Genomic DNA, 20,058 nt, shown 5'->3' with positions numbered 1-20,058 from the left:
GTGGCTGCACCGGCGGCGCCGACCGCGGCACCTGCGGCGGCCCCGGAGAGCCAGACCGTGGTTGCCGGCGCCGACGCGCCGCCGCCCGCCGCGGCGCCCGTCAACGACCGGCCCGCATCCCCGCCCGAAGCGGTGGCGGCGCCGGGCCCGACGTCCTGGGCCCATGCCGGCGGACCGCAAGTCCAGCTTGCCGCCTATGGGCGCGCCTCGCTGGCCGAGTCGCAATGGGCCAAGCTGAAGGCGGCCCATCCGGCCCTGCTGGACGGATTGGAGCCGGTGATCCAGCGCGCGGATCTGGGGAGCGACAGGGGCGTGATCTACCGTCTTCGCCTGGCGGTGGCGGACCAGGGCGCCGGCATGGCGCTGTGCGAGCGTCTGCGCGCGGCCGGCCTCGACTGCGTCCCAGTGCCCACCCTTTGACGCCCCGCTCACAAAAGCGGCGTTGTTCTGCTTTTTTGGCGGGCAGTTAGTTCAAGAAATATGCAAGTCACGCTGGTTATAGTTTTGTTATCGCAGCGGTTGTTGCCGAAATATAACAGACAAAAGCTGAAATCGCCGGTGCACTAATTCTTGCATAGGCCCTCCTGACGCCCCGCGCTAGAGAAACGGGGCCAACCTTCGTTTGTGTGCAGGAGGATTTACGAATGAACCGTTCCTCGTATTACGCCTTGGCGGTCGTGGCCGGGCTGGCCGGCGCTGCGCCCGCGCTGGCGGCCGACGACGAAGGCGGATTCGCCATCGCCGGTGGGGTCGGCTTCTACAGCGACTATCTGTATCGCGGCATCTCGCAGACCGACAACGATCCGGCCATCCAGGGCTCTCTCGAGCCGTCCTACAAGTTCTCCGATGCATTCCAGATCTACTTGAACGTCTGGGGCAGCAATGTGGAGTTCTCGGACGCCTCGATCGAAATCGACGTGACGCCGGGTGTGCGCGGCACCGTGTTCGGCGGCCTGATGTACGACGTCAATGTGATCTATTACTGGTACCCGGGCGCCAACAACAACCAAGATTTCGAGTTCTTCGAGCCCGGCGCCAGCCTCGCCTATGACTTCGGCTTCGTCATTCCGAAGATCGGCTTCCGCTATTCGCCGGAATTCTTCGCCGATAGCGGCGATGCCTATTTCGCCTTTGGCGAGCTGCAGGTGCCGCTGAAGTTCTTCGAAACCGAGGTGGCCGGCAAGCCGTTCACCGTCACGCTGTTCGGCCATCTGGGCCATCAGTGGATCCAGCACAACTCCACCTTCGGCGCGCCGGACTATCTGGAGTGGAATGCCGGCGTGTCGGTCGGCATGTTCGGCCTGACCTTCAATATCGGCTACTACGACACGGACCTGAACAAGAGCCAGTGCTTCGCCGGCACCAAGCTCTGCGAAGGCCGCGTCGTCGGTTCGGTCAGCGCCAGCTTCTGACCGCCCGCAACTTCGACGCGAAAGCCAAACCCCGCCGGCGCGATCCGGCGGGGTTTTTCGCGTCCGCATCAAGCGCGGACCGCCGCGACACCGCCGTCCTCCCGGAACGCCGGGCACAAAGAAAACGGGGGCAGGTTGCCCTGCCCCCGTATTCGCGTGCCGGCCGCGAGGCCGGCGACCACCCGGATATTAGTAGGTGATCGTGGTACCCAGAACGAACACGATACCGTCGTTCGAGTCCTTGTCGCAGGTCCCGCCGCAGGTATTGAGTTCCGGGTTGCCGTTCTTCTGGTCGAACCAGAGAGCGCCGCCCCAGATGTTCATGCCCGGGCCGAGGCCCGACCACTGAACGCCGAGCGAGGCGTTCCAGGTGCGGTCCTTGGCGATGACGTTGAACGCTGCCGTGCTGTCGCGAGCCGAGACATAACCGACTTCGGCACCGATCTTCCAGGCACTCCAGGCATAGCTCAGACCTGCGCCCCAGGAGTCGTAGTTGCCGTTCCGGAGGCCCTGGTTGTCGGCCTTGTAGTGCGCGCCGAGGTCGAAGCCGTAGAAGCCGACGCGCGCGCCGACGCCCCACTGCGACTGATCATCGGCCACCGGAGCGGTCTGGGCCTGCAGGTTGGCGTGGTTGTACGCACCGTACACGCCAACGTTGAAGTCGCCGAACTTCTGCACGAAGTTCGCGGCGATTTCCCAGGCGTCTTCCTGACGGCCCGCCACGTTGCCGAGCTGCGCCGCGTGGGTCGAACCACCGCAAGCGAAGTTGGCACCGTTGGCGTTGTTCTCTTCGCAGAGATCACCGGTATACGACACGCCGATCTGGAAGCCGAAGAAGCGCGGCGTGAAGTAGTTGATGTGCTCCGCGTCGTTGCCGAGGTTCATCAGCGCCTGCGGCGAACCAGCCGCGCCGGTGATGCCCGACCCCACGTTGTATGCCCGCATGTTGAGCTGGGCGGTCGAGAAGTTCGGGATGGCGTTCGGCGCACCGTAGAACATCTTCCAGCCGACCTGGTCGGTCGAGCCGACTTCGAGGCGGCCGAAGCTGTCATGCTCGAACCAGATGTAGCTTTCGTCGATCTGGTCGCCGCAGACCTCGGCCTCGAGGCCGATATGCACGCCGACGCGCAGGCCGTTGTTCAGAGCGGTACGGCCACGGAACAGCACTTCCGCCTCACGCGAGAGGAAGTGGTTACGATAGTCGCTGCTCGTCGCGAGCTGCTTCTCGTCCTGATCGATGAAGGCATAAAACGCGTGGAACCGGCCGCCCACCGAAATGGTAACCGGGCTTTCCTTCGCTTGCGCGAAGGCCGGGTCGACCTGCAGCAGCCCAGCGGCTACCAAGGCCGAGGTCCCGTAAAGCAGCTTTCTCATGTTGCTCCTCTCTGTCTTCCGAGCTTCAAATACTAGAGGTCTACGGAACCCACCGGTCCCCGTTTCCCGGCGATAGAAGAGCCATTGCGAGGGTTAAAGGTCAAGGCACCGAACCCCGCCGGAAACGACATGGCGGGCCGTTGTGGCCAATGTGCAACAATCGCTTACCGCGCCGTCAATGATTGGGGCGGCGCGCTGACATCGCCCTCAATTGACAGCGGCGGATAATTGGGTCATTGCAGACGCGGGGCGCGACGGGGATCTTGGAGACCACGATGTTTTCGTTTCGTTCGCTTGCCTGCATGGCGATATTGGGGGCAGCGCTGTTCGGCATCGCGGCCTGCGGCGGGTCGAACGAGGGGCCCAAAGGCCAGTACGACTCGCGCACCGGCACCGTTATCGATCTCGACAATCCCAAGCGGCAGACCGTGTTCGGCGAGGGCGGCCTTCTGGGCGGCCGTTCCAGCGGCGGCCAGGAGGGCGAAGGCGGCGGGGGCATCGGCGTCAACAGTTTCCTGTGGCGGGCCTCGCTCGACACCATCGCCTTCATGCCGCTGGCCTCGGCGGACCCGTTCGGCGGCGTGATCATCACCGACTGGTACACGCCGGCGGCGACCCCGGATGAGCGCTTCAAGGTCACCGTCTATATCCTGGACCGACGGCTGCGCTCCGACGGCATCAAGGTCGCGGTGTTCAAGCAGACCCGCAACGGCACTGCCGCCGACTGGGCCGACACGGCGGTCGCGCCCGATACCGCCATCAGCCTCGAGAACGCCATCCTCAGCCGTGCCCGCGAGCTGCGCGTCGCCTCGATCCAGTAGCGCCCAAGCCATCCGCTGACGCATTGCCGCGGCTGGACTAGCGGGGCGGCAGCCCGTAAATCAACGGGCAGCCGAGATCCATCCCTGCAGGACTCTTCGATGTCGAACAGTGCCGACGTGCGCTACAACGCCCGCGCCGTCGAGGCCAAGTGGCAGAAGGCCTGGTCCGACGGGCGGGTGTTCCGCGCCGTCGAGGACCCGGCCCGGCCGAAATACTACGTGCTTGAGATGTTTCCCTATCCGTCGGGGCGCATCCATATGGGGCACGTGCGCAACTACACGATGGGCGACGTGGTCGCGCGATACAAGCGCGCGCGCGGCTTCAACGTGCTGCACCCGATGGGCTGGGACGCGTTCGGCCTGCCGGCCGAGAATGCGGCGCGCGACCAGAAGATCCATCCGGCGAACTGGACCTACGACAACATCGCCACCATGCGGGCCGAGCTGCAGCGCATGGGCCTGTCGCTCGACTGGGAGCGCGAGCTCGCCACCTGCCATCCCGGCTATTACGCGCAGCAGCAGCGGCTGTTCCTCGACTTCTTCAAGGCCGGCCTCGCCTACCGCAAGGAGGCCGCGGTCAACTGGGATCCGGTCGACGGCACCGTGCTGGCCAACGAGCAGGTGATCGACGGGCGCGGCTGGCGCTCCGGCGCGCTGGTCGAGAAGCGCAAGCTGTCGCAATGGTTCCTGAAGATCACCGCCTATGCCGACGACCTGCTGAACGCGCTCGGCACGCTCGACCGCTGGCCGGAAAAGGTTCGCCTGATGCAGGAGAACTGGATCGGCAAGTCGACCGGCGCCTATGTCGAGTTCCGCCTGACGGGGCGGAGCGACCGCCTGCGCATCTTCACCACCCGGCCCGACACGCTGTTCGGTGCCTCCTTCATGGCGGTGTCGCCCGACCATCCGCTGGCGGAGGAAGCGGCACAGCACGATCCGGCCGCCGCCGCGTTCATCGCGGAATGCCGCGCGGCCGGAACGTCCGAGGCGGTGATCGAGGCCCAGGAGAAGCGCGGCCACCGAACGCCGTTCGAAGCCGAGCATCCCTTCATCAAGGGCAAGACGCTGCCGGTCTACATCGCCAATTTCGTGCTGATGGAATACGGCACCGGCGCGATCTTCGGCTGCCCCGGCCACGATCAGCGCGATCTCGACTTCGCGCGCAAGTACGGGCTGGACGTGACGCCGGTGGTGCTGCCGGCCGGCGAGGATGCCAAGACCTTCGCGATCGGCGATGTCGCCTATACCGACGACGGCGCCATCATCAATTCCGGCTTCCTCGACGGCCTGGACGTCGAGGCGGCGAAGCAGGAAGCGGGCAGGCGCCTGAAGGCGCAGGGCGACGGCGAGCCGACGACGATCTTCCGCCTGCGCGACTGGCTGGTCTCGCGCCAGCGCTATTGGGGCTGCCCGATCCCGATGGTGCATTGCGATGCCTGCGGCATCGTGCCGGTGGCGGAGCGGGACCTGCCGGTGCTGCTGCCCGACGACGTCACCTTCGACAAGCCGGGCAACCCGCTGGACCATCACCCGACCTGGAAGCACACCGCCTGCCCGCAATGCGGAAAGCCGGGCCGGCGCGAGACCGACACGTTCGACACCTTCGTCGATTCGAGCTGGTACTTCGCGCGCTTCTGCTCGCCCCGCGTCGAGGATCGGCCGGTCGACCGCACCGCCGTCGATTACTGGCTGCCGGTCGACCAGTATATCGGCGGCGTCGAGCACGCCATCCTGCACCTGCTCTATTCCCGCTTCTTCATGCGCGCCATGAAGCTGACCGGCCACGGCAAGATCGACGAGCCGTTCGAAGGCCTGTTCACCCAGGGCATGGTGCTGCACGAGAGCTATAAGGACGAGGCCGGCAAGTGGCTCTACCCGGAGGAGGTGGAGAAGCAGGCCGACGGCAATGCCGTGCACGTCACCACCCGCCGCCCGGTCGAGGTCGGGCGCAAGGAGGTGATGTCGAAGTCGAAGAAGAACGTGGTGCCGCCGGCCGACATCATCGAGGCCTACGGCGCCGACACGGCGCGCTGGTTCATGCTGTCGGACAGCCCGCCCGAGCGCGATATGGAATGGACGGCCGCCGGGGTCGAGAGCGCCTGGCGCTTCACCCAGCGGCTGTGGCGGATGCTGGACACGGCGGAAGGCCTTGCGCCGGCCGGCGCCGCGATCGGCAACCCCACTGAAGCCGGCCTGGAGCTCCGCCGCGCGGCGCACAAGTCGATCGCCGCGGTGACCGAGGATATCGACCGCTTCCACTTCAACAAGGCGGTGGCCCGCATCTACGAGCTCGCCAACGCCATCGCCGACTACAAGGGCAACGATCCGGCGGACGGGCCGGCGCGGCGCGAGGCGTTCGAGACGCTGGTCCGCCTCGCCGGGCCGATGATGCCGCATCTCGCCGAGGAGATGTGGGCGCGCCTCGGCCACAAGACGCTGCTGGTCGAGACACCCTGGCCCGAGGCCGATCCCGCCCTGCTGCGCGACGACATGGTGACCATCGCGGTGCAGGTCGGCGGCAAGCTGCGCGCGACCTTGATTCTGGAGCGCGATGCGGCGCGCGAGGCGGTGGAGGCGGCGGCACTGGCCAACGACAACGTCCAGCGCGCCATCGACGGGCGGCCGGTGCGCAAGGTGGTGGTGGTGCCGAACCGCATCGTCAACGTCGTCGTCTGACCGGCGATGCGGCGACCGCATTTCCGTCTCGCGGCAGCCCTCTTCCTGCTCGGGGCGCTGGCCGCCTGCGAGCTGCGGCCGCTCTATGCCAAAAGCGACGCGGCCCCCGGCGGCACCGCCGCTATCGAGAGCTTGCAGGCCATCAAGATCGGCAGCATCACCGGCGACAGCAGCTATCGCACCGAATACCTGTTGCGGAACAGCCTGCTCGACCGGCTGAATCCGCGCGGCGAGCCGAGCCGGCCCGGCTATCGCCTCGACATCATCCTGTACGAGTTCAAGGAGCAGCTGGCGATCACCAGCGTGGATGAAGCGACGCGCACCAATCTCGTCATCGCCGCACGCTATCGCCTGATCGACAATGCGAGCAACGCGCCGGTGCATGCGAGCGAGGTGCGGGGCATCACCGCCTACAATCTGCTGCGCGCCGATTTCGGCAATGTCGCCGCCGAGATCGACGCCCGCCAGCGCGTCACCCGCGAGCTTGCCGAGCAGATCCGGCTGGAGCTCGCCACTTGGTTCACGCGCCCTGCCGTTCAGCGCCCGTGAAGGTCGCAGGTCCTTGAAGATCGCTGGCCGCGGCATCGCCGCCTATCTCCGCAAGCCGGACCCCCGCGCGCGGGCGACGCTGCTGTACGGGCCCGACCAGGGCCTGGTGCGCGAGCGCGCCGAATTACTGCTGCGAACGGCGGTGCCGGACGCCAAGGACCCTTTCCGTCTCGCCTCGCTTTCCGGCACCGACCTTGCCGAGGATCCGGCACGCCTGGCCGACGAGGCGGCGGCCATCCCGTTCTTCGGCGGCCGCCGCGCCATCCGCGTCACCGCCGCCGGCGACCGGATCGCCGCGGCCATCGAGGGCTTTCTCGGCTCGCCGCCGGCCGGAGACGCCCTGGTGGTGATCGAGGCGGGCGACCTTGCCCCCCGCAGCGCGCTGCGCCGCCTGTTCGAGGAGGCCGACAATGCGGCGGCGATCGCCTGCTATGCCGACGCGCCGGAAGCGCTGGAGGAGTTGGTCGAGCAGGTGTTCCGCGCCGCCGGCCACAAGGTCGACGCCGAGGCGATCGACTACCTCAAGGCGAATCTGGGCGCCGATCGCGGCCTGACCCGCAGCGAGCTCGACAAGCTGGTCACCTATATGGGCCCGCACCCGGCGACCGTCGGCCTCGCCGAGGCGCAGGCGGTGATCGGCGATTCCGGCGCCAGCGCCGTCGACGACATCTGCTACGCCGCGACGGGCGGCGATCCGGCCGGCGTCGAGAAGGCGCTCGGCCGTGCGCTCGGCGAAGGCGAATCGCCGGTCATGATCGTGCGCGCCGCGCAGCGGCACATGCAGAGACTGCAGCTGGCCGCCGATGCCGTCGCCCGCGGGGCGAGCGCCCGCGACGCGGTGCAGCGGCTGCGCCCCCCGGTCTTCTTCAAGCGCGCGCTGGAGCTGCAGGCCCAGCTTGCCAGCTGGGACACGGCGCGGGCGCAGACGGCGATCGAGCTGTTGACCGAGGCGGAGATCGACTGCAAGTCGACCGGGCTCCCTGATGAGGCGATCTGCCGGAGCGCCCTGCTCCGCCTTGCCGGCGCGGCGCGAAGGCGGCGGACATGAGCGGAAGCGGGCGCTGATGCCGCTCGTCGACCTCGTCGTCGCACTGATGATCATGGCGGTCGGCCTCGGCTGGCTCGCGCGCCGCATCAACACGCCCTACCCGATCGCGCTGACCATCGGCGGGCTTGCCCTGACCTTCGTGCCGGGCCTGCCGACGCCGCGGCTGGATCCGGAGCAGATCCTGATCCTGGTGCTGCCGCCGATCCTCTACCACGCAGCGCTGATCACCTCGTGGCGCGACTTCCGGCAGAACCTGCGCGCCATCACCATGCTGGCGGTCGGCCTGGTCGTGTTCACCACGGTCGCACTGGCCTGGGTGGCGAAGCTGCTGCTGCCCGACCTGCCCTGGGTCTGCTGCTTCATCATCGGCGCCCTGCTCTCGCCGCCCGATGCGGTCGCGGCGACGGCCGTGCTGAGCAAGCTCCGCATTCCCCGCCGCGTGGTGGCGATCCTGGAAGGCGAGAGCCTGCTCAACGATGCCGCCGGACTGGTGGTCTACAAGTTCGCCGTTGCCGCCGCGCTGACCGGCCTGTTCTCGGTGCCGAGCGCGACCGTACAGTTCGCCGGGCTTGCCATCGGCGGCCTGGTCCTCGGCGCCTTGATCGGCCGGCTTGCCGTTGCTGTTCAGTCGAAGCTGCGCGATCCGGTGATCGAGGTCGCGTTCACGCTGACCATGCCCTACCTCGTCTATATCGGCGCGGAGCAGGTGCATGTCTCCGGCGTGTTGGCGGTGGTGACCTTCGGCGCCGTGCGCGCCTGGTACGCGCCGGAACTCTATTCGCCGGAGACCCGCATCCTTGCCTACGGCGTCTGGAACGTCGCGGTGTTTCTGATCAACAGCCTGGTCTTCATCCTGATCGGGCTGCAGCTCGCGGCCGTGTCGGGCTTCGGCGGCATTCCGCTCGAGCTGCTCGGCGCCGGGCTCGCGCTCGCCGCAGCGGCGACGGCGACGCGCTTCCTCTGGGTGTTCCCGACCGCCTGGGCATCGCGCAAGCTGATTCCCGCCCTCGCCGCGCGCGATCCGATGCCGTCCTGGCGGATCCTGACCGTGATCTCGTGGTGCGGCATGCGCGGCATCGTCTCGCTCGCGGCGGCGCTCGCCGTGCCCTATGTGCTGAGTGACGGCACCGCCTTTCCCGGCCGCGACGAGATCATCGCCGTCAGCTTCGTCGCCATCGTCGCCACCTTGCTGTTCCAAGGCCTGACGCTCGGGCCGCTGATCCGCGCCCTCGGCATCGGCGAGGACAGCGACGCCCGCGAGGAAGAGCACCTGGCGCGGCTGAAGACTGCCTATGCGGCATTGAGCGAGGTCGAGCGCCTCGCCGCCGCGGACGGCCGCTATACCGAGGAGGCGGTGGTGGCAGTGCGGGCCGAGTATGCCGGCCTGCTCGGCCAGGAGCGCTCGACGGAGCCGGCCTCAGGCGACGACGCCGACCCGGTGCGCCGCCTCAAGCTGGCCGCCATCGCGGCGGCGCGGCGCCGCCTGATCAAGCTCAGGCGCGACGACCAGATCGGCGACGAGACCCTGCTCGCCATCCAGCGCGAGCTGGATTACGAGGAAGCGCGCCTCGGCGGTTAGGCCGCCTTCTTCAGGAAGCGCGCGGCGAGGCTCTCGGCGATCTGCACGGCGTTGAGCGCGGCGCCCTTGCGCAGGTTGTCGGAGACGATCCACATGGCAAGCCCGTTCTCCACCGTCGCGTCTTCGCGAATGCGGCTGACGAAGGTGGCATACTCGCCGACGCATTCGACCGGCGTGACATAGCCGCCGGGCTCGCGCTTATCGACCACCATGACGCCCGGCGCCTCGCGCAGGATGGCGCGTGCCTCGTCGGCCGAGATCGGCTTCTCGAACTCGATATGCACGGCCTCGGAATGGCCGACGAAGACCGGCACGCGCACGCAGGTGGCGACCACCTTGATCGAGGGATCGAGGATCTTCTTGGTCTCGACCACCATCTTCCACTCTTCCTTGGTCGAGCCGTCGTCCATGAACACGTCGATATGCGGGATGACGTTGAAGGCGATCTGCTTGGTGAACTTCACCGGCTCGATCGGGTCGTTCACGTAAATCGCCTTGGTCTGGTTGAACAGCTCGTCCATGGCATCGTTGCCGGCGCCCGAAGTCGACTGATAGGTGGCGACCACCACGCGCTTGATCCGCGCCGCGTCGTGCAGCGGCTTCAGCGCCACCACCATCTGCGCGGTCGAGCAGTTCGGGTTGGCGATGATGCGCTTCTTGGCATAGCCGGCCAGCGCCTCGGCATTGCATTCCGGCACGATCAGCGGCACGTCCGGATCCATCCGCCAGGCCGAGGAATTGTCGATCACGATGGCGCCGGCCGCCGCCGCCCGGGGCGCGAACTCCTTGGCGACGGTGCCGCCGGCGGAGAACAGCGCGATGTCGATGCCGGCGAAGTCGAAGCCGTCGAGCGCCTGGATCTTGAGCGTGCGGTCGCCGAAGCTCGCCTCCCTTCCGGCCGAGCGGCGGGAGGCGAGAGCAACCATGTCGGAGACCGGAAACTGCCGCTCGCTCAGGATGTTGAGCATCTCGCGGCCGACCACGCCGGTGGCGCCGACGACGGCAACCCGATAAGCCATGGCAGATATCCCTACACATCGCGCCGGAACAGCCGGCGCGGCCGGCCTAGATACTGCGCCGATCTGGCCGCTTCAAGCGGCCGGCGCTAGGGTGCCGCTCGCATCAGAGGGGAAACGAGCATGAGTGGATTCGACGTCGCCGCCGCCAACCGCCTGCTGGCCGAGCGTTTCGCGCCCTGGGTGCAGGATCTCGGCCTGGCGGTCGAGGCGGTCGAGCCCGGCCGGGTCCGGATGCGCCTGCCGTTCAGCGAGCGGCTGAGCCGGTTCGGCGGCATGGTGTCCGGACAGGCCCTGATGGCGGTGGCCGACACGTCGATGGTGTTCGCCATCGCCGCGAAGGCCGGTCAATTCCAGGATTGCGCCACGGTCGGCCAGACCACCAGCTTCTTCCGCGCCGCCGCCGGTACCGACGTGCTGTGCGACACCCGCCTGGTGAAATTCGGCCGCACGCTCTGCTTCGGCGAGGCGATGCTGTTCGGCGCCGACCGGCCCGGCGATCCGGTGGCGCAGGCGACCATGACCTACGCGCTCGCCGCGCCGCGCTGAAAAGAAGAAGGGGGGCCAAAGGCCCCCCGAGAGTTACCAGCGGACAACTCAGCGCTTCATCTGCCCTATTGGATCGTCTCGCCGTGCAGCGCGAGATCGAGGCCGTCGCGCTCGGTCGCTTCGTCGACGCGCAGCCCGATGATCAGGTCGACCACCTTCAGCACGATGAAGGTGACCACCGCGCAATAAACGATGGTGATCAGCACGCCTTCGATCTGCACGATCACCTGGCCGAAATTGCCGTCGACCCAGCCGACCGCATCCTCGCCGCCCTTGATCGCCTTGGTGGCGAACACGCCGGTCAGGATGGCGCCGACGATGCCACCGATGCCGTGCACGCCGAAGGCATCGAGGCTGTCGTCATAGCCGAGCGCGTTCTTCACCGAGGTGGCGGCGAAGAAGCAGATGATGCCGGACACGATGCCGATCACCAGCGCGCCGCCCGGGCCGACGAAGCCCGAAGCCGGCGTGATGGCGACGAGGCCCGCCACCGCGCCGGAGATGATGCCGAGCACGGAGGGCTTTCCCTTCACCGCCCATTCCGAGAACATCCAGGCGAGCGCCGCCGCCGCGGTGGCGATCTGCGTCACTGCCATGGCCATGCCGGCATTGGCGCTGGCGCCCACGGCGGAGCCGGCATTGAAGCCGAACCAGCCGACCCAGAGCAGCGCGGCGCCGATCACGCTGAGCACGAGGTTGTGCGGCGGCATCGCCACCTTGCCGTAGCCCTTGCGGGCGCCGAGCACGAGGGCCGCCACAAGACCCGCCACGCCGGCATTGATGTGCACTACGGTGCCGCCGGCATAGTCGAGCACGCCGAGGCCGCCCATGAAGCCGCCGCCCCAGACCATGTGGGCGATCGGCGCGTAGACCAGCAGCGACCACAGGCCCATGAACCACAATAGCGCCGAGAACTTCATGCGGTCGGCGATGGCGCCGGCGATCAGCGCCGGGGTGATGATCGCGAAAGTCATCTGGAAGGTCATGAAGACCGATTCCGGAATCGTCTTGGCGAGGTCGTTGACCGATTCGAGCGTCATCCCGGCGAGGAAGAACTGACCGAGGCCGCCGAACACCGCGTTGCCCTCGGTGAAGGCGAGGCTGTAGCCCGCGATCATCCACAGCACGGTGATCAGGCAGCAGACCGCGAAGCTCTGCATTACGGTGGCGAGCACGTTCATCTTGCGGACCATGCCGCCGTAGAACAGCGCCAGGCCCGGAATGGTCATCATCAGCACCAGCGCCGTGGAGGTCAGCATCCACGCGGTGTCACCGGTGTCGAGCTTGGGCGCGTCCTGCGCGAGCGCCGGCCCGGCCCACAACAGCGTGGCGGCGACGATCGCGGCAGCCCCCCTCTTATTCCCCTTCAACGAACCCAACATCAGAACCTCCTTGGTGCCGGTAGACGGCAAGGACGACGCTCAGGCAGCGCCAAGCAGCCGCTGGACGTGGGCGGGGAATCAAGTTCCATGCCACGCCCGGGCCGCCGCCAAGGGGCAAATTTCCTCCTTTCGCCACAAGGCGTTACAGATCGCTTGCGGGTTGAGGGCGGAGTCCGTTCTGCCGTTTTTCTGTCGCCTATTTTCTAGGCATACGGCCTGATATTGGTCACCCTCCGCGCCGAGGACGGCGGCGAGTGACCAGTCGGAAGGCAGCAGCCGGGCGCTTCAGGCGAGCCACCGCTTCCGGCGGCGGTAATGTTTCACGTCGCGAAAGCTCTGCCGGCCGCCTTCGCCGAGCCCGAGATAGAACTCCTTTACGTCGGAATTCTCTCGCAGGCTGTCGGCCGGCCCATCCATCACGATGCGGCCGTTTTCCAGGATGTAGCCGAAGGAGGCGTAGCGCAGCGCCATGTTGGTGTTCTGCTCGGCGACCAGGAAGCTGACCCCGGCCTCCCGGTTCAGCCGGTGCACGATCTCGAAGATCTCCTCCACCAGCTGCGGCGCCAGGCCCATGGAAGGCTCGTCGAGCAGGATCATGCGCGGGTTCGACATCAGCGCCCGGCCGATGGCGCACATCTGCTGCTCGCCGCCCGAGGTGTAGCCGGCCTGGGCGCGGCGGCGCTCCTTCAGGCGCGGGAAATAGGCATAAACCTTGTCGAGATCGGCGGCCACCTGGCCCTGACCGTCGCGCCGGGTATAGGCGCCGGTCAGCAAGTTTTCCTCGATGGTGAGGTGGCCGAAGCAATGCCGCCCCTCCATCACCTGGATCAGGCCGCGCCGGACCAGGTCGGACGGCGAGGCGGCCTCGATCCGTTCGCCCCTATACTCCACCGATCCCTTGGTGACCTCGCCGCGCTCGGCCTTGAGCAGGCGCGAGATCGCTTTCAGGGTCGTGGTCTTGCCGGCACCGTTGGCGCCGAGCACCGCCACCACGCCGCCTTCCGGCACCGTGAGCGATACGCCCTTCAGCACCAGGATGACGTGGTTGTAGATCACCTCGATGCCGTTGACCGCGAGCAACGGCGCGGCCGCTTGCGGCACGGCTTGCATCGCTACCATCCGAACGCTCTCCGTCGCGGGTGACGGCGCCGCCGCTCGCGCGGCGGCACCGCCTCCCCGGTGCTCAGCTCTGCTTGCCGCAATCGCGCGGCTGGATGTTCTTGCCCTGGCCGTACTTCTTGGCCGCGGCCTCCATCATCGGGCGGAGATAGGACTGGTCGGCGGCGATCCAGTCCGACTTCTTCACCCACTTCTTGCCGTCCCATTGCTGGATATAGGCGCGGGCGACGCCTTCGTGATCGGCGCAGGAAAGCTTGACCGCCGGCACCAGACCCTCGAAGCCGAGCGCGGCGATCTTGGCCGGGGTGAGGTCCAGATTCTCCAGGCCCCAGCGCACCTGCTCGCCGGTCATCGGCTTGTTGCCGTGCTTCGCCATCGCGGTGCGGATGCCTTCGACCGTGAGCATCGCGTTGATCAGGCCGCGGTTGTAGAGCACCTCGCCGACTTCCTCCTTCTTGGCGCTGCCCTTGCCCTTGTCGTAGACGTGCTTGAACACCTCGCGGTGCACCACGAAGTCACTGCCCGGCGGGTGCAGGGCGAGCGCGTTGTAGCCCTTGGCGCCGTCACCGGCCGGCGTCACGTCCGGCTCCGCGCCCGACCACCAGACGCCGTACATCTTGTCGCGCGGGTAGTTGACCGCGGCCGCCTCCTTCACCGAGGTCGAGTTCATCACGCCCCAGCCCCATAGGAAGACGAAATCGGGCCGGCTCTGGCGGATCTGCAGCCAGGCGGATTTCTGCTCGACGCCGGGATGGGTGACCGGGATCGCCTGGAACTTGTAGCCCCACGATTTGGCGCGGTCCTCCAGCACCGGGATCGGCTCCTTGCCATAGGGGCTGTCGTGATAGACGAGCGCGATCTTCTTGCCCTTCAGCTTGGCGGTGCCGCCGGAGATCTGGGCGATGTGCTGCAGCAGGATATCGGCCGCGCTCCAATAGGTGCCGAGGATCGGGAAGTTCCAGGTGAAGACCGATCCGACGGACGACTCGCTGCGGCCATATCCCATGGTGATCAGCGGGATCTTGTCGCCCGGCACCTTCTCGGTCAGGGCGAAGGTGATGCCGGTGGAGAGCGGGCTGACCGCCGAGGCGCCGGTCGCGCCCTTGGCCTTCAACCGCTCATAGCACTCGACGCCGCGATCGGTGGCGTAACCGGTCTCGCATTCCTCGAAGGCGAGCTTGACGCCGTTGACGCCGCCGTCGCGCTCCTGGATCAGCTTCAGGTAGTCGGTGAAGCCATTGGCGAACGGAATGCCGTTCGGCGCATAGGCGCCGGACCGGTAGGACAGGACGGGGATGAACTGCTCCTGGGCGAAGGCCGGCAGCGCCGTCCCCGCCAGCATGGCCGCGGCAGCCGCAGCACTCACGTACCAATTGAATCGAGACATTTCCGCACCTCCCTTGTTGTTGCGGCCGCCTGGGGCGACCGTTCGGGAAACTCTAGCACCGCAGGCTGCGCGCCCCGAACCCTCGCGCCCCCTCCTTTGGTCGAACCCGCCGTTCAATGAGGAAACGGCCAGATCCTCAGCTTCTCCTTGGCGAGCGACCACAGCCTCGCGAAGCCGTGCGGCTCGACGATCAGGAAGAACACGATCATCACGCCGAAGATCATCGCCTCCATATGCGAGATCGACGCAGTCGAGAGCGGGATGCCGAGCGCGGTCGGCACCTGATTGAGCACCAGCGGCACGATCATGATGAAGGCGGCGCCGAGGAAGCAGCCGAGGATCGAGCCGAGACCGCCGATGATGATCATGAAGAGCAGCTGGAACGACCGGTTGATGCCGAAGGCGAGCGGCTCCCACGAGCCGAGATGCACGAAGCCCCAGAGCGCGCCGGCCACGCCGACGAAGAACGACGAGACGGCGAAGGCCGAGAGCTTCGCGGTCAGCGGCCGGATGCCGATGATCTCCGCCGCGATATCCATGTCGCGGATCGCCATCCAGGTGCGGCCGATCCGCCCGCGTACCAGGTTCTTGGCGACCAGCGCGAACAGCGCCACCACGATCAGGGTGAACAGGTACTTCTCCATCGGCGTGTCGACGATCCAACCGAACACATTGAGCTGCGGCGCCACGATCGAGCCGGACGGCGTGTAGTTGGTGAACCAGCCGATGCGGGCGAACAGCCAGTCGATGAAGAACTGCGCGGCGAGCGTCGCCACCGCGAGATAGAAGCCCTTGATGCGGAGCGAGGGGATGCCGAACAGGATGCCGGCCAGAGCCGCGATCAGGCCGGCGAGGAGGATCGCGATCGGCAGCGGCAGCCATTCGATCCTGAGGCAGAGGTTGTAAGCGGCATAGGCGCCGACCGCCATGAAGCCGCCGGTGCCGAGCGAGATCTGCCCGCAATAGCCGACCAGGATGTTGAGTCCGATGGCGGCAAGCGACAGGATCAGGAACGGGATCAGGATGGCGGTGTAGAGATAGTCGCTCGCCAGCAGCGGCACGGCGACGAGCGCGACGGCCACGATCAGGGCGACGGCGATCCGGTCCTGCCGGATCGGGAAGATCTGCTGGTCCTCCGCATAGGAGGTCTTGTACTGCCCCGCCTCGCGATAGAGCACGGCTCAGATCCTCTCGATGATGCGCTCGCCGAACAGGCCCTGCGGCCGGATCAGCAGGAAGACCAGCGCCAGCATGTAGGCGAACCAGTTCTCGATGCCGCCGTCGAAATACGGCAGTCCGATATAGACCTCGGCCAGCTTCTCGCCGGCGCCGATGATCAGGCCGCCGATGATGGCGCCCGGCACCGAGGTGAAGCCGCCGAGGATCAGCACCGGCAGCGCCTTCAGCGCGATCTGCGCGATGGAGAACTGCACGCCGAGCTTGGACCCCCAGATGGTGCCGGCGACCAGCGCCACGATGCCGGCGACGGCCCAGACGATGACCCAGATGTGGTTCAGCGGAATGCCGACCGATTGCGCCGCCTGGTGGTCGTCGGCGACCGCGCGCAGCGCCCGGCCGATGCGGGTCTTCTGGAAGAACAGCGCGAGGCCGAGGACGAGCAGGCCGGCGGTGGCACCGGCCCAGAGGTCGAGCTCGTTGACCAGGATGCCGCCCTCGAACACGCCCTCCAGCAGGAAGATCGACTCCTTCGGGATGCCGATATCCAGCTGGTAGGCATCCGAGCCGAAGATCTGCTGGCCGAAGCCGTCGATGAAGAAGGTGATGCCGATGGTGGCCATGAACAGGATGATGCCTTCCTGGTTGACCAGCGGGCGCAGCACCATGCGCTCCACCGCGAAGGCCAACGCCACCATCAGCGCGCCGGAGAACAGGAAGCCGATGACGATGGCGAGCCCGGCATTGACGCCCCAGGACTGCAGCACCTCAATCGAGCGCACCAGCGCCAGCGCCGCGAACAGCACCATCGCGCCCTGGGCGAAGTTGAACACGCCCGAAGCCTTGAAGATCAGCACGAAGCCGAGCGCCACCAGCGAATAGAGAATGCCGGCGAGCAACCCGCCGATCAGCACTTCGAGGAAGGGTCCCAGGAACTCAGGCATCATCCACCCTCAATGCGCCACGCCGAGATAGGCGTCTATCACCGCCTGGTTGGCACGCACCACGTCGGGTGTGCCTTCGGCGATCTTGCGGCCGTATTCCAGCACCACGACGCGGTCGGAAATGTCCATCACCACGCCCATATCGTGCTCGATCAGGCAGATCGTGGTGCCGAACTCGTCGTTGACGTCGAGGATGAAGCGGCACATGTCCTGCTTCTCTTCCAGGTTCATGCCGGCCATCGGCTCGTCGAGCAGCAGCAGGGTCGGCTCGGCGGCGAGCGCGCGGCCGAGCTCGACCCGCTTCTGCAGGCCATAGGGCAGCCGCCCGACCGGCGTCTTGCGCACCGCCTGGATCTCGAGAAAGTCGATGATGCGCTCGCAGAAAGCGCGGTGCGCGAGCTCTTCCGCCCGCGCCGGGCCGAGATGCACGGCCTGGCCGGCGAGGCCGACCTTCATCTTCAACAGCCGCCCGGTCATGATGTTGTCGAGCGTCGACATGCCCTTGAACAGCGCGATGTTCTGGAAGGTGCGCGCGATACCCTGCATCGCCGCCTCATGCGGACGCATCTGCGCGCGCTTGACGCCACGGAAGGTGATGGCGCCGGCGCTCGGGTGATAGAAGCCGTTGATGCAGTTCAGCATCGACGACTTGCCGGCGCCGTTCGGACCGATGATGGCGAGGATCTCGTGCTCGCGGATGTCGAAGGACACGTCGGTGAGCGCCTTGACGCCGCCGAACGACAGGCTGACGCCGTCCACCACCAGCAGCGTGTCGCCGATCGGCCGGCGGCGAGCGCTCATGCCGCGGCCCGCAGATCCGGCGCGAAGGTCGCGGCATCGGCCACCGCCACATCCGCCCGGATCACCCCGGTGCGGCCGTCCTCGAAGGTGACGCGGGCCTCGACCGGCACGCGCTGCGCGCCGGAGAACAGCGCCTCCACCAGCTCGCCATAGCGCTCGCCCACGGTGCCGCGGCGCACCTTGCGGGTGCGGGTCAGCTCGCCGTCATCGGCATCCAGCTCCTTGTGCAGGATCAGGAAGCGGCGCACCTGCGCATCCGCCACCTGCGGCTCGGCCGCGAGATCGCGGTTCACCTGCTCGATGCAGCCCTGGATCAGCTGATACACCTCGGGCCTCTGCGCGAGATCGGTGTAGCTCGTATAGGGCAGGTTGTGGCGCTCGGCCCAGCTGCCGACCGCGCCGAGATCGATGTTGATGAAGGCGCCGACGCAGTCGCGACCCTGGCCGAAGGCCACCGCCTCCTTGATGTAGGGAAAGAATTTCAGCTTGTTCTCGATGTATTTCGGCGCGAACAGCGCGCCGTTCTGCAGCCGGCCGACATCCTTGGCCCGGTCGACGATCTTGAGATGACCCTCGGCGGTGAAGGTGCCGGCATCGCCGGTATGCACCCAGCCATCGGCCGTCTTGGTCGCCGCGGTCGCTTCCGGGTTCTTGAAATAGCCGACGAAGGCGGTGGGCGAGCGGTACAGCACCTCGCCGCTCTCGGCGATCTTCACCTCGACCGAGGGCGCCGGCGGGCCGACCGTATCGGCACGGACATCGCCATCCTTCTGGATGCAGAGATACACAGCCGATTCCGTCTGACCGTAGAGCTGCTTCAGGTTGACGCCGAGCGAGCGGAAGAAGTCGAAGATGTCGGGCCCGATCGCCTCGCCCGCGGTATAGGCGAGCTTGACCCGGGTCAGGCCGAGGGTGTTCTTCAGTGGGCCGTAGACCAGCACTCGGCCGATCGCATAGAGCAGCCGGTCGAGCACGGGCACCGGCCGGCCTTCCAGCAGCTTCACGCCGGCCCGGCGCGCCACCTTCATGAAGAAATCGTACAGCCCCCGCTTGATCCACCCGGCATCCGCCATGCGGATCATCACCGAGGTCAGGATGTTCTCGAAGATGCGGGGCGGCGCGAAGAAATAGGCCGGCCCGATATCGCGCAGATCGGTGAGCACCGTGTCGGCGCTTTCCGGGCAGTTGATGGCGAAGCCCGCGACATAGGACTGGGCATAGGAAAAGTAGTGATCGCCGGCCCAGGCCATCGGCAGATAGGACAGGATCTCATGGCCGGGGCCGATGCGATCGAACTCGACCGAGAGGCGCGCCCCGCTCACGAGGTTGTCGAAGCTGAGCATCACCCCCTTGGGCTGGCCGGTCGTGCCCGAGGTGTAGCAGATGACCGAGATGTCACTGCCCTTGCCGGCGGCGACCCAGGTTTCGAACAAGTCCGGTCCGGACCGGTAAAGGCCGCGCCCGTTCTTCAACACCTCCTCAAGCGAGACCAGCTCCGGCTGGTCGTAGTGCCTGAGGCCGCGCGAGTCGCTGTAGACGATGCGCTCCAGCGTCGGTACGCCGGCCTTGATCGAGAGCAGCTTGTCGACCTGCTCCTGGTTCTCGACCACGGCGACCTTGATCTCGGCATGCTGCAGCACGAAGCGCAGCTCCTCGGCGACCGCATCCTGGTAGACCGGCACCGGCACCGCGCCGAGGCTCTGGGCGGCGGCGAAGGTCCAGTAGAGCGCCGGCCGGTTGTCGCCGCAGATCGCCACCTTGTCGCCGCGGCCGACACCGAGATCGGCGAGGCCGAACGCCAGCACTCGCACGTTGGACAGCACCTCGTCCCAGGTCCAGGACTGCCAGATGCCGAGATCCTTCTCCCGCATCGCTACCCGACCGGCAAAGAGCTTCGCATTGCGGATCAGGTATTTGGGAAAGGTATCCAGAGCCGCATCCGGCTCCGCCCGAGACAAGGTCGCCGGCGACGCTTGCGCACCCATCGACATACAAAGCCATGGACCCGGTTCTCGCGGTGACAGGCGCGAGCCGGCTCCTCCCTGTTGTTTCTGTGCTGGTCCTACCCGATGGCCGAAGCCAGGGTCAAGCTTCGCTCAACAATTGTTGAGCCAGCGGGAAAATCAGCGGCGGCGGGCCGCCCGGGCCGGCTGGGCGGCTGGCGGGGCGGCACGGGCGGCGGCCGGGGCCGGCTGCGGCGGCACAAGCGGCCCGGGCTTGCCGTA

Annotated in this window: 17 protein-coding genes; 8 read left to right on the top strand and 9 right to left on the bottom strand. The window is 67.1% G+C overall.

Going from position 1 to position 20,058, the window contains the following annotated elements; all coding sequences use genetic code 11:
• Together DT074_RS25150 and DT074_RS25145 are read left to right on the top strand one after the other, a co-directional pair.
• On the top strand, positions 1 to 420 hold a 420-nt coding region (locus DT074_RS25150), incomplete at its 5' end, for an SPOR domain-containing protein (protein WP_162915213.1).
• Positions 421 to 644: 224 nt separating this feature from the next.
• Positions 645 to 1,412 carry a TorF family putative porin gene (locus DT074_RS25145; RefSeq protein WP_119422615.1) on the top strand — a complete coding sequence of 256 codons (768 nt, stop codon included), beginning with the start codon at positions 645 to 647 and terminating at the stop codon, positions 1,410 to 1,412.
• Between the two features lie 189 nt (positions 1,413 to 1,601).
• On the opposite strand, the gene DT074_RS25140 is transcribed toward DT074_RS25145, so the two are convergent.
• On the bottom strand, positions 1,602 to 2,786 hold the full coding sequence (locus DT074_RS25140) for a porin (protein WP_119422614.1): 1,185 nt from the start codon (positions 2,784 to 2,786) through the stop codon (positions 1,602 to 1,604).
• Between the two features lie 275 nt (positions 2,787 to 3,061).
• Here DT074_RS25140 and DT074_RS25135 point away from each other — a divergent pair, with 275 nt between their 5' ends.
• The 5 genes from DT074_RS25135 to DT074_RS25115 all read left to right on the top strand — a co-directional run bounded on the left by DT074_RS25135 (position 3,062) and on the right by DT074_RS25115 (position 9,459).
• The gene (locus DT074_RS25135) at positions 3,062 to 3,607 is read left to right on the top strand and encodes a DUF3576 domain-containing protein (protein WP_368744894.1); all 546 of its coding nucleotides are present in this window, start codon (positions 3,062 to 3,064) and stop codon (positions 3,605 to 3,607) included.
• 99 nt (positions 3,608 to 3,706) lie between these two features.
• Complete coding sequence (gene leuS / locus DT074_RS25130; RefSeq protein ID WP_119422612.1) at positions 3,707 to 6,283, top strand: leucine--tRNA ligase; 2,577 nt, start codon at positions 3,707 to 3,709, stop codon at positions 6,281 to 6,283.
• Between the two features lie 6 nt (positions 6,284 to 6,289).
• Positions 6,290 to 6,832, top strand: a complete 543-nt coding sequence (gene lptE, locus DT074_RS25125; protein WP_119422611.1) for an LPS assembly lipoprotein LptE — start codon at positions 6,290 to 6,292, stop codon at positions 6,830 to 6,832.
• Positions 6,833 to 6,845: 13 nt separating this feature from the next.
• A complete protein-coding gene (holA, locus tag DT074_RS25120; RefSeq protein WP_119422610.1) occupies positions 6,846 to 7,880 on the top strand; it encodes a DNA polymerase III subunit delta in 1,035 nt (344 codons plus the stop codon).
• Between the two features lie 16 nt (positions 7,881 to 7,896).
• Positions 7,897 to 9,459: a Na+/H+ antiporter gene (locus DT074_RS25115; RefSeq protein WP_162915212.1), complete on the top strand. Its 1,563-nt coding sequence runs from the start codon at positions 7,897 to 7,899 to the stop codon at positions 9,457 to 9,459.
• Here the strand turns inward: DT074_RS25115 and DT074_RS25110 are convergent.
• Positions 9,456 to 10,478 (bottom strand): aspartate-semialdehyde dehydrogenase, encoded by a 1,023-nt coding sequence (locus tag DT074_RS25110; RefSeq protein WP_119422608.1) that lies wholly within the window; start codon positions 10,476 to 10,478, stop codon positions 9,456 to 9,458. The genes DT074_RS25115 and DT074_RS25110 overlap by 4 nt on opposite strands.
• Positions 10,479 to 10,598: 120 nt before the next feature.
• On the opposite strand from DT074_RS25110, the gene DT074_RS25105 reads away from it, so the two are divergent.
• Positions 10,599 to 11,024, top strand: a complete 426-nt coding sequence (locus tag DT074_RS25105) for a PaaI family thioesterase (protein ID WP_119422607.1) — start codon at positions 10,599 to 10,601, stop codon at positions 11,022 to 11,024.
• Positions 11,025 to 11,089: 65 nt separating this feature from the next.
• Here the strand turns inward: DT074_RS25105 and DT074_RS25100 are convergent, their stop codons facing one another.
• The 7 genes from DT074_RS25100 to DT074_RS25070 form a co-directional block, all read right to left on the bottom strand.
• Positions 11,090 to 12,406, bottom strand: coding sequence for an ammonium transporter (locus tag DT074_RS25100; RefSeq protein ID WP_119422606.1), 1,317 nt, complete (start codon positions 12,404 to 12,406; stop codon positions 11,090 to 11,092).
• A gap of 285 nt (positions 12,407 to 12,691) precedes the next feature.
• Positions 12,692 to 13,525, bottom strand: a complete 834-nt coding sequence (locus DT074_RS25095; protein WP_119422605.1) for an ABC transporter ATP-binding protein — start codon at positions 13,523 to 13,525, stop codon at positions 12,692 to 12,694.
• Positions 13,526 to 13,589: 64 nt separating this feature from the next.
• A complete protein-coding gene (locus tag DT074_RS25090) occupies positions 13,590 to 14,912 on the bottom strand; it encodes an ABC transporter substrate-binding protein (protein WP_119422604.1) in 1,323 nt (440 codons plus the stop codon).
• A gap of 113 nt (positions 14,913 to 15,025) precedes the next feature.
• Positions 15,026 to 16,090 (bottom strand): branched-chain amino acid ABC transporter permease, encoded by a 1,065-nt coding sequence (locus DT074_RS25085; RefSeq protein ID WP_119422603.1) that lies wholly within the window; start codon positions 16,088 to 16,090, stop codon positions 15,026 to 15,028.
• A 3-nt stretch (positions 16,091 to 16,093) separates the two neighbouring features.
• Positions 16,094 to 17,020: a branched-chain amino acid ABC transporter permease gene (locus DT074_RS25080; RefSeq protein WP_119422618.1), complete on the bottom strand. Its 927-nt coding sequence runs from the start codon at positions 17,018 to 17,020 to the stop codon at positions 16,094 to 16,096.
• A 21-nt stretch (positions 17,021 to 17,041) separates the two neighbouring features.
• Complete coding sequence (locus DT074_RS25075; protein ID WP_119422602.1) at positions 17,042 to 17,833, bottom strand: ABC transporter ATP-binding protein; 792 nt, start codon at positions 17,831 to 17,833, stop codon at positions 17,042 to 17,044.
• Positions 17,830 to 19,818, bottom strand: a complete 1,989-nt coding sequence (locus tag DT074_RS25070) for an AMP-binding protein (RefSeq protein ID WP_119422617.1) — start codon at positions 19,816 to 19,818, stop codon at positions 17,830 to 17,832. Before DT074_RS25070 ends, DT074_RS25075 begins: the two co-directional genes overlap by 4 nt.
• Positions 19,819 to 20,058 lie beyond the last annotated feature (240 nt).

It is taken from the genome of Desertibaculum subflavum, from assembly GCA_003576705.1.
GTDB classification, from domain to species: Bacteria; Pseudomonadota; Alphaproteobacteria; order Ferrovibrionales; family Ferrovibrionaceae; genus Desertibaculum; species Desertibaculum subflavum.
Note: the sequence above shows the minus strand (reverse complement) of the source record. Positions and strands in the feature narration are given on the sequence as shown.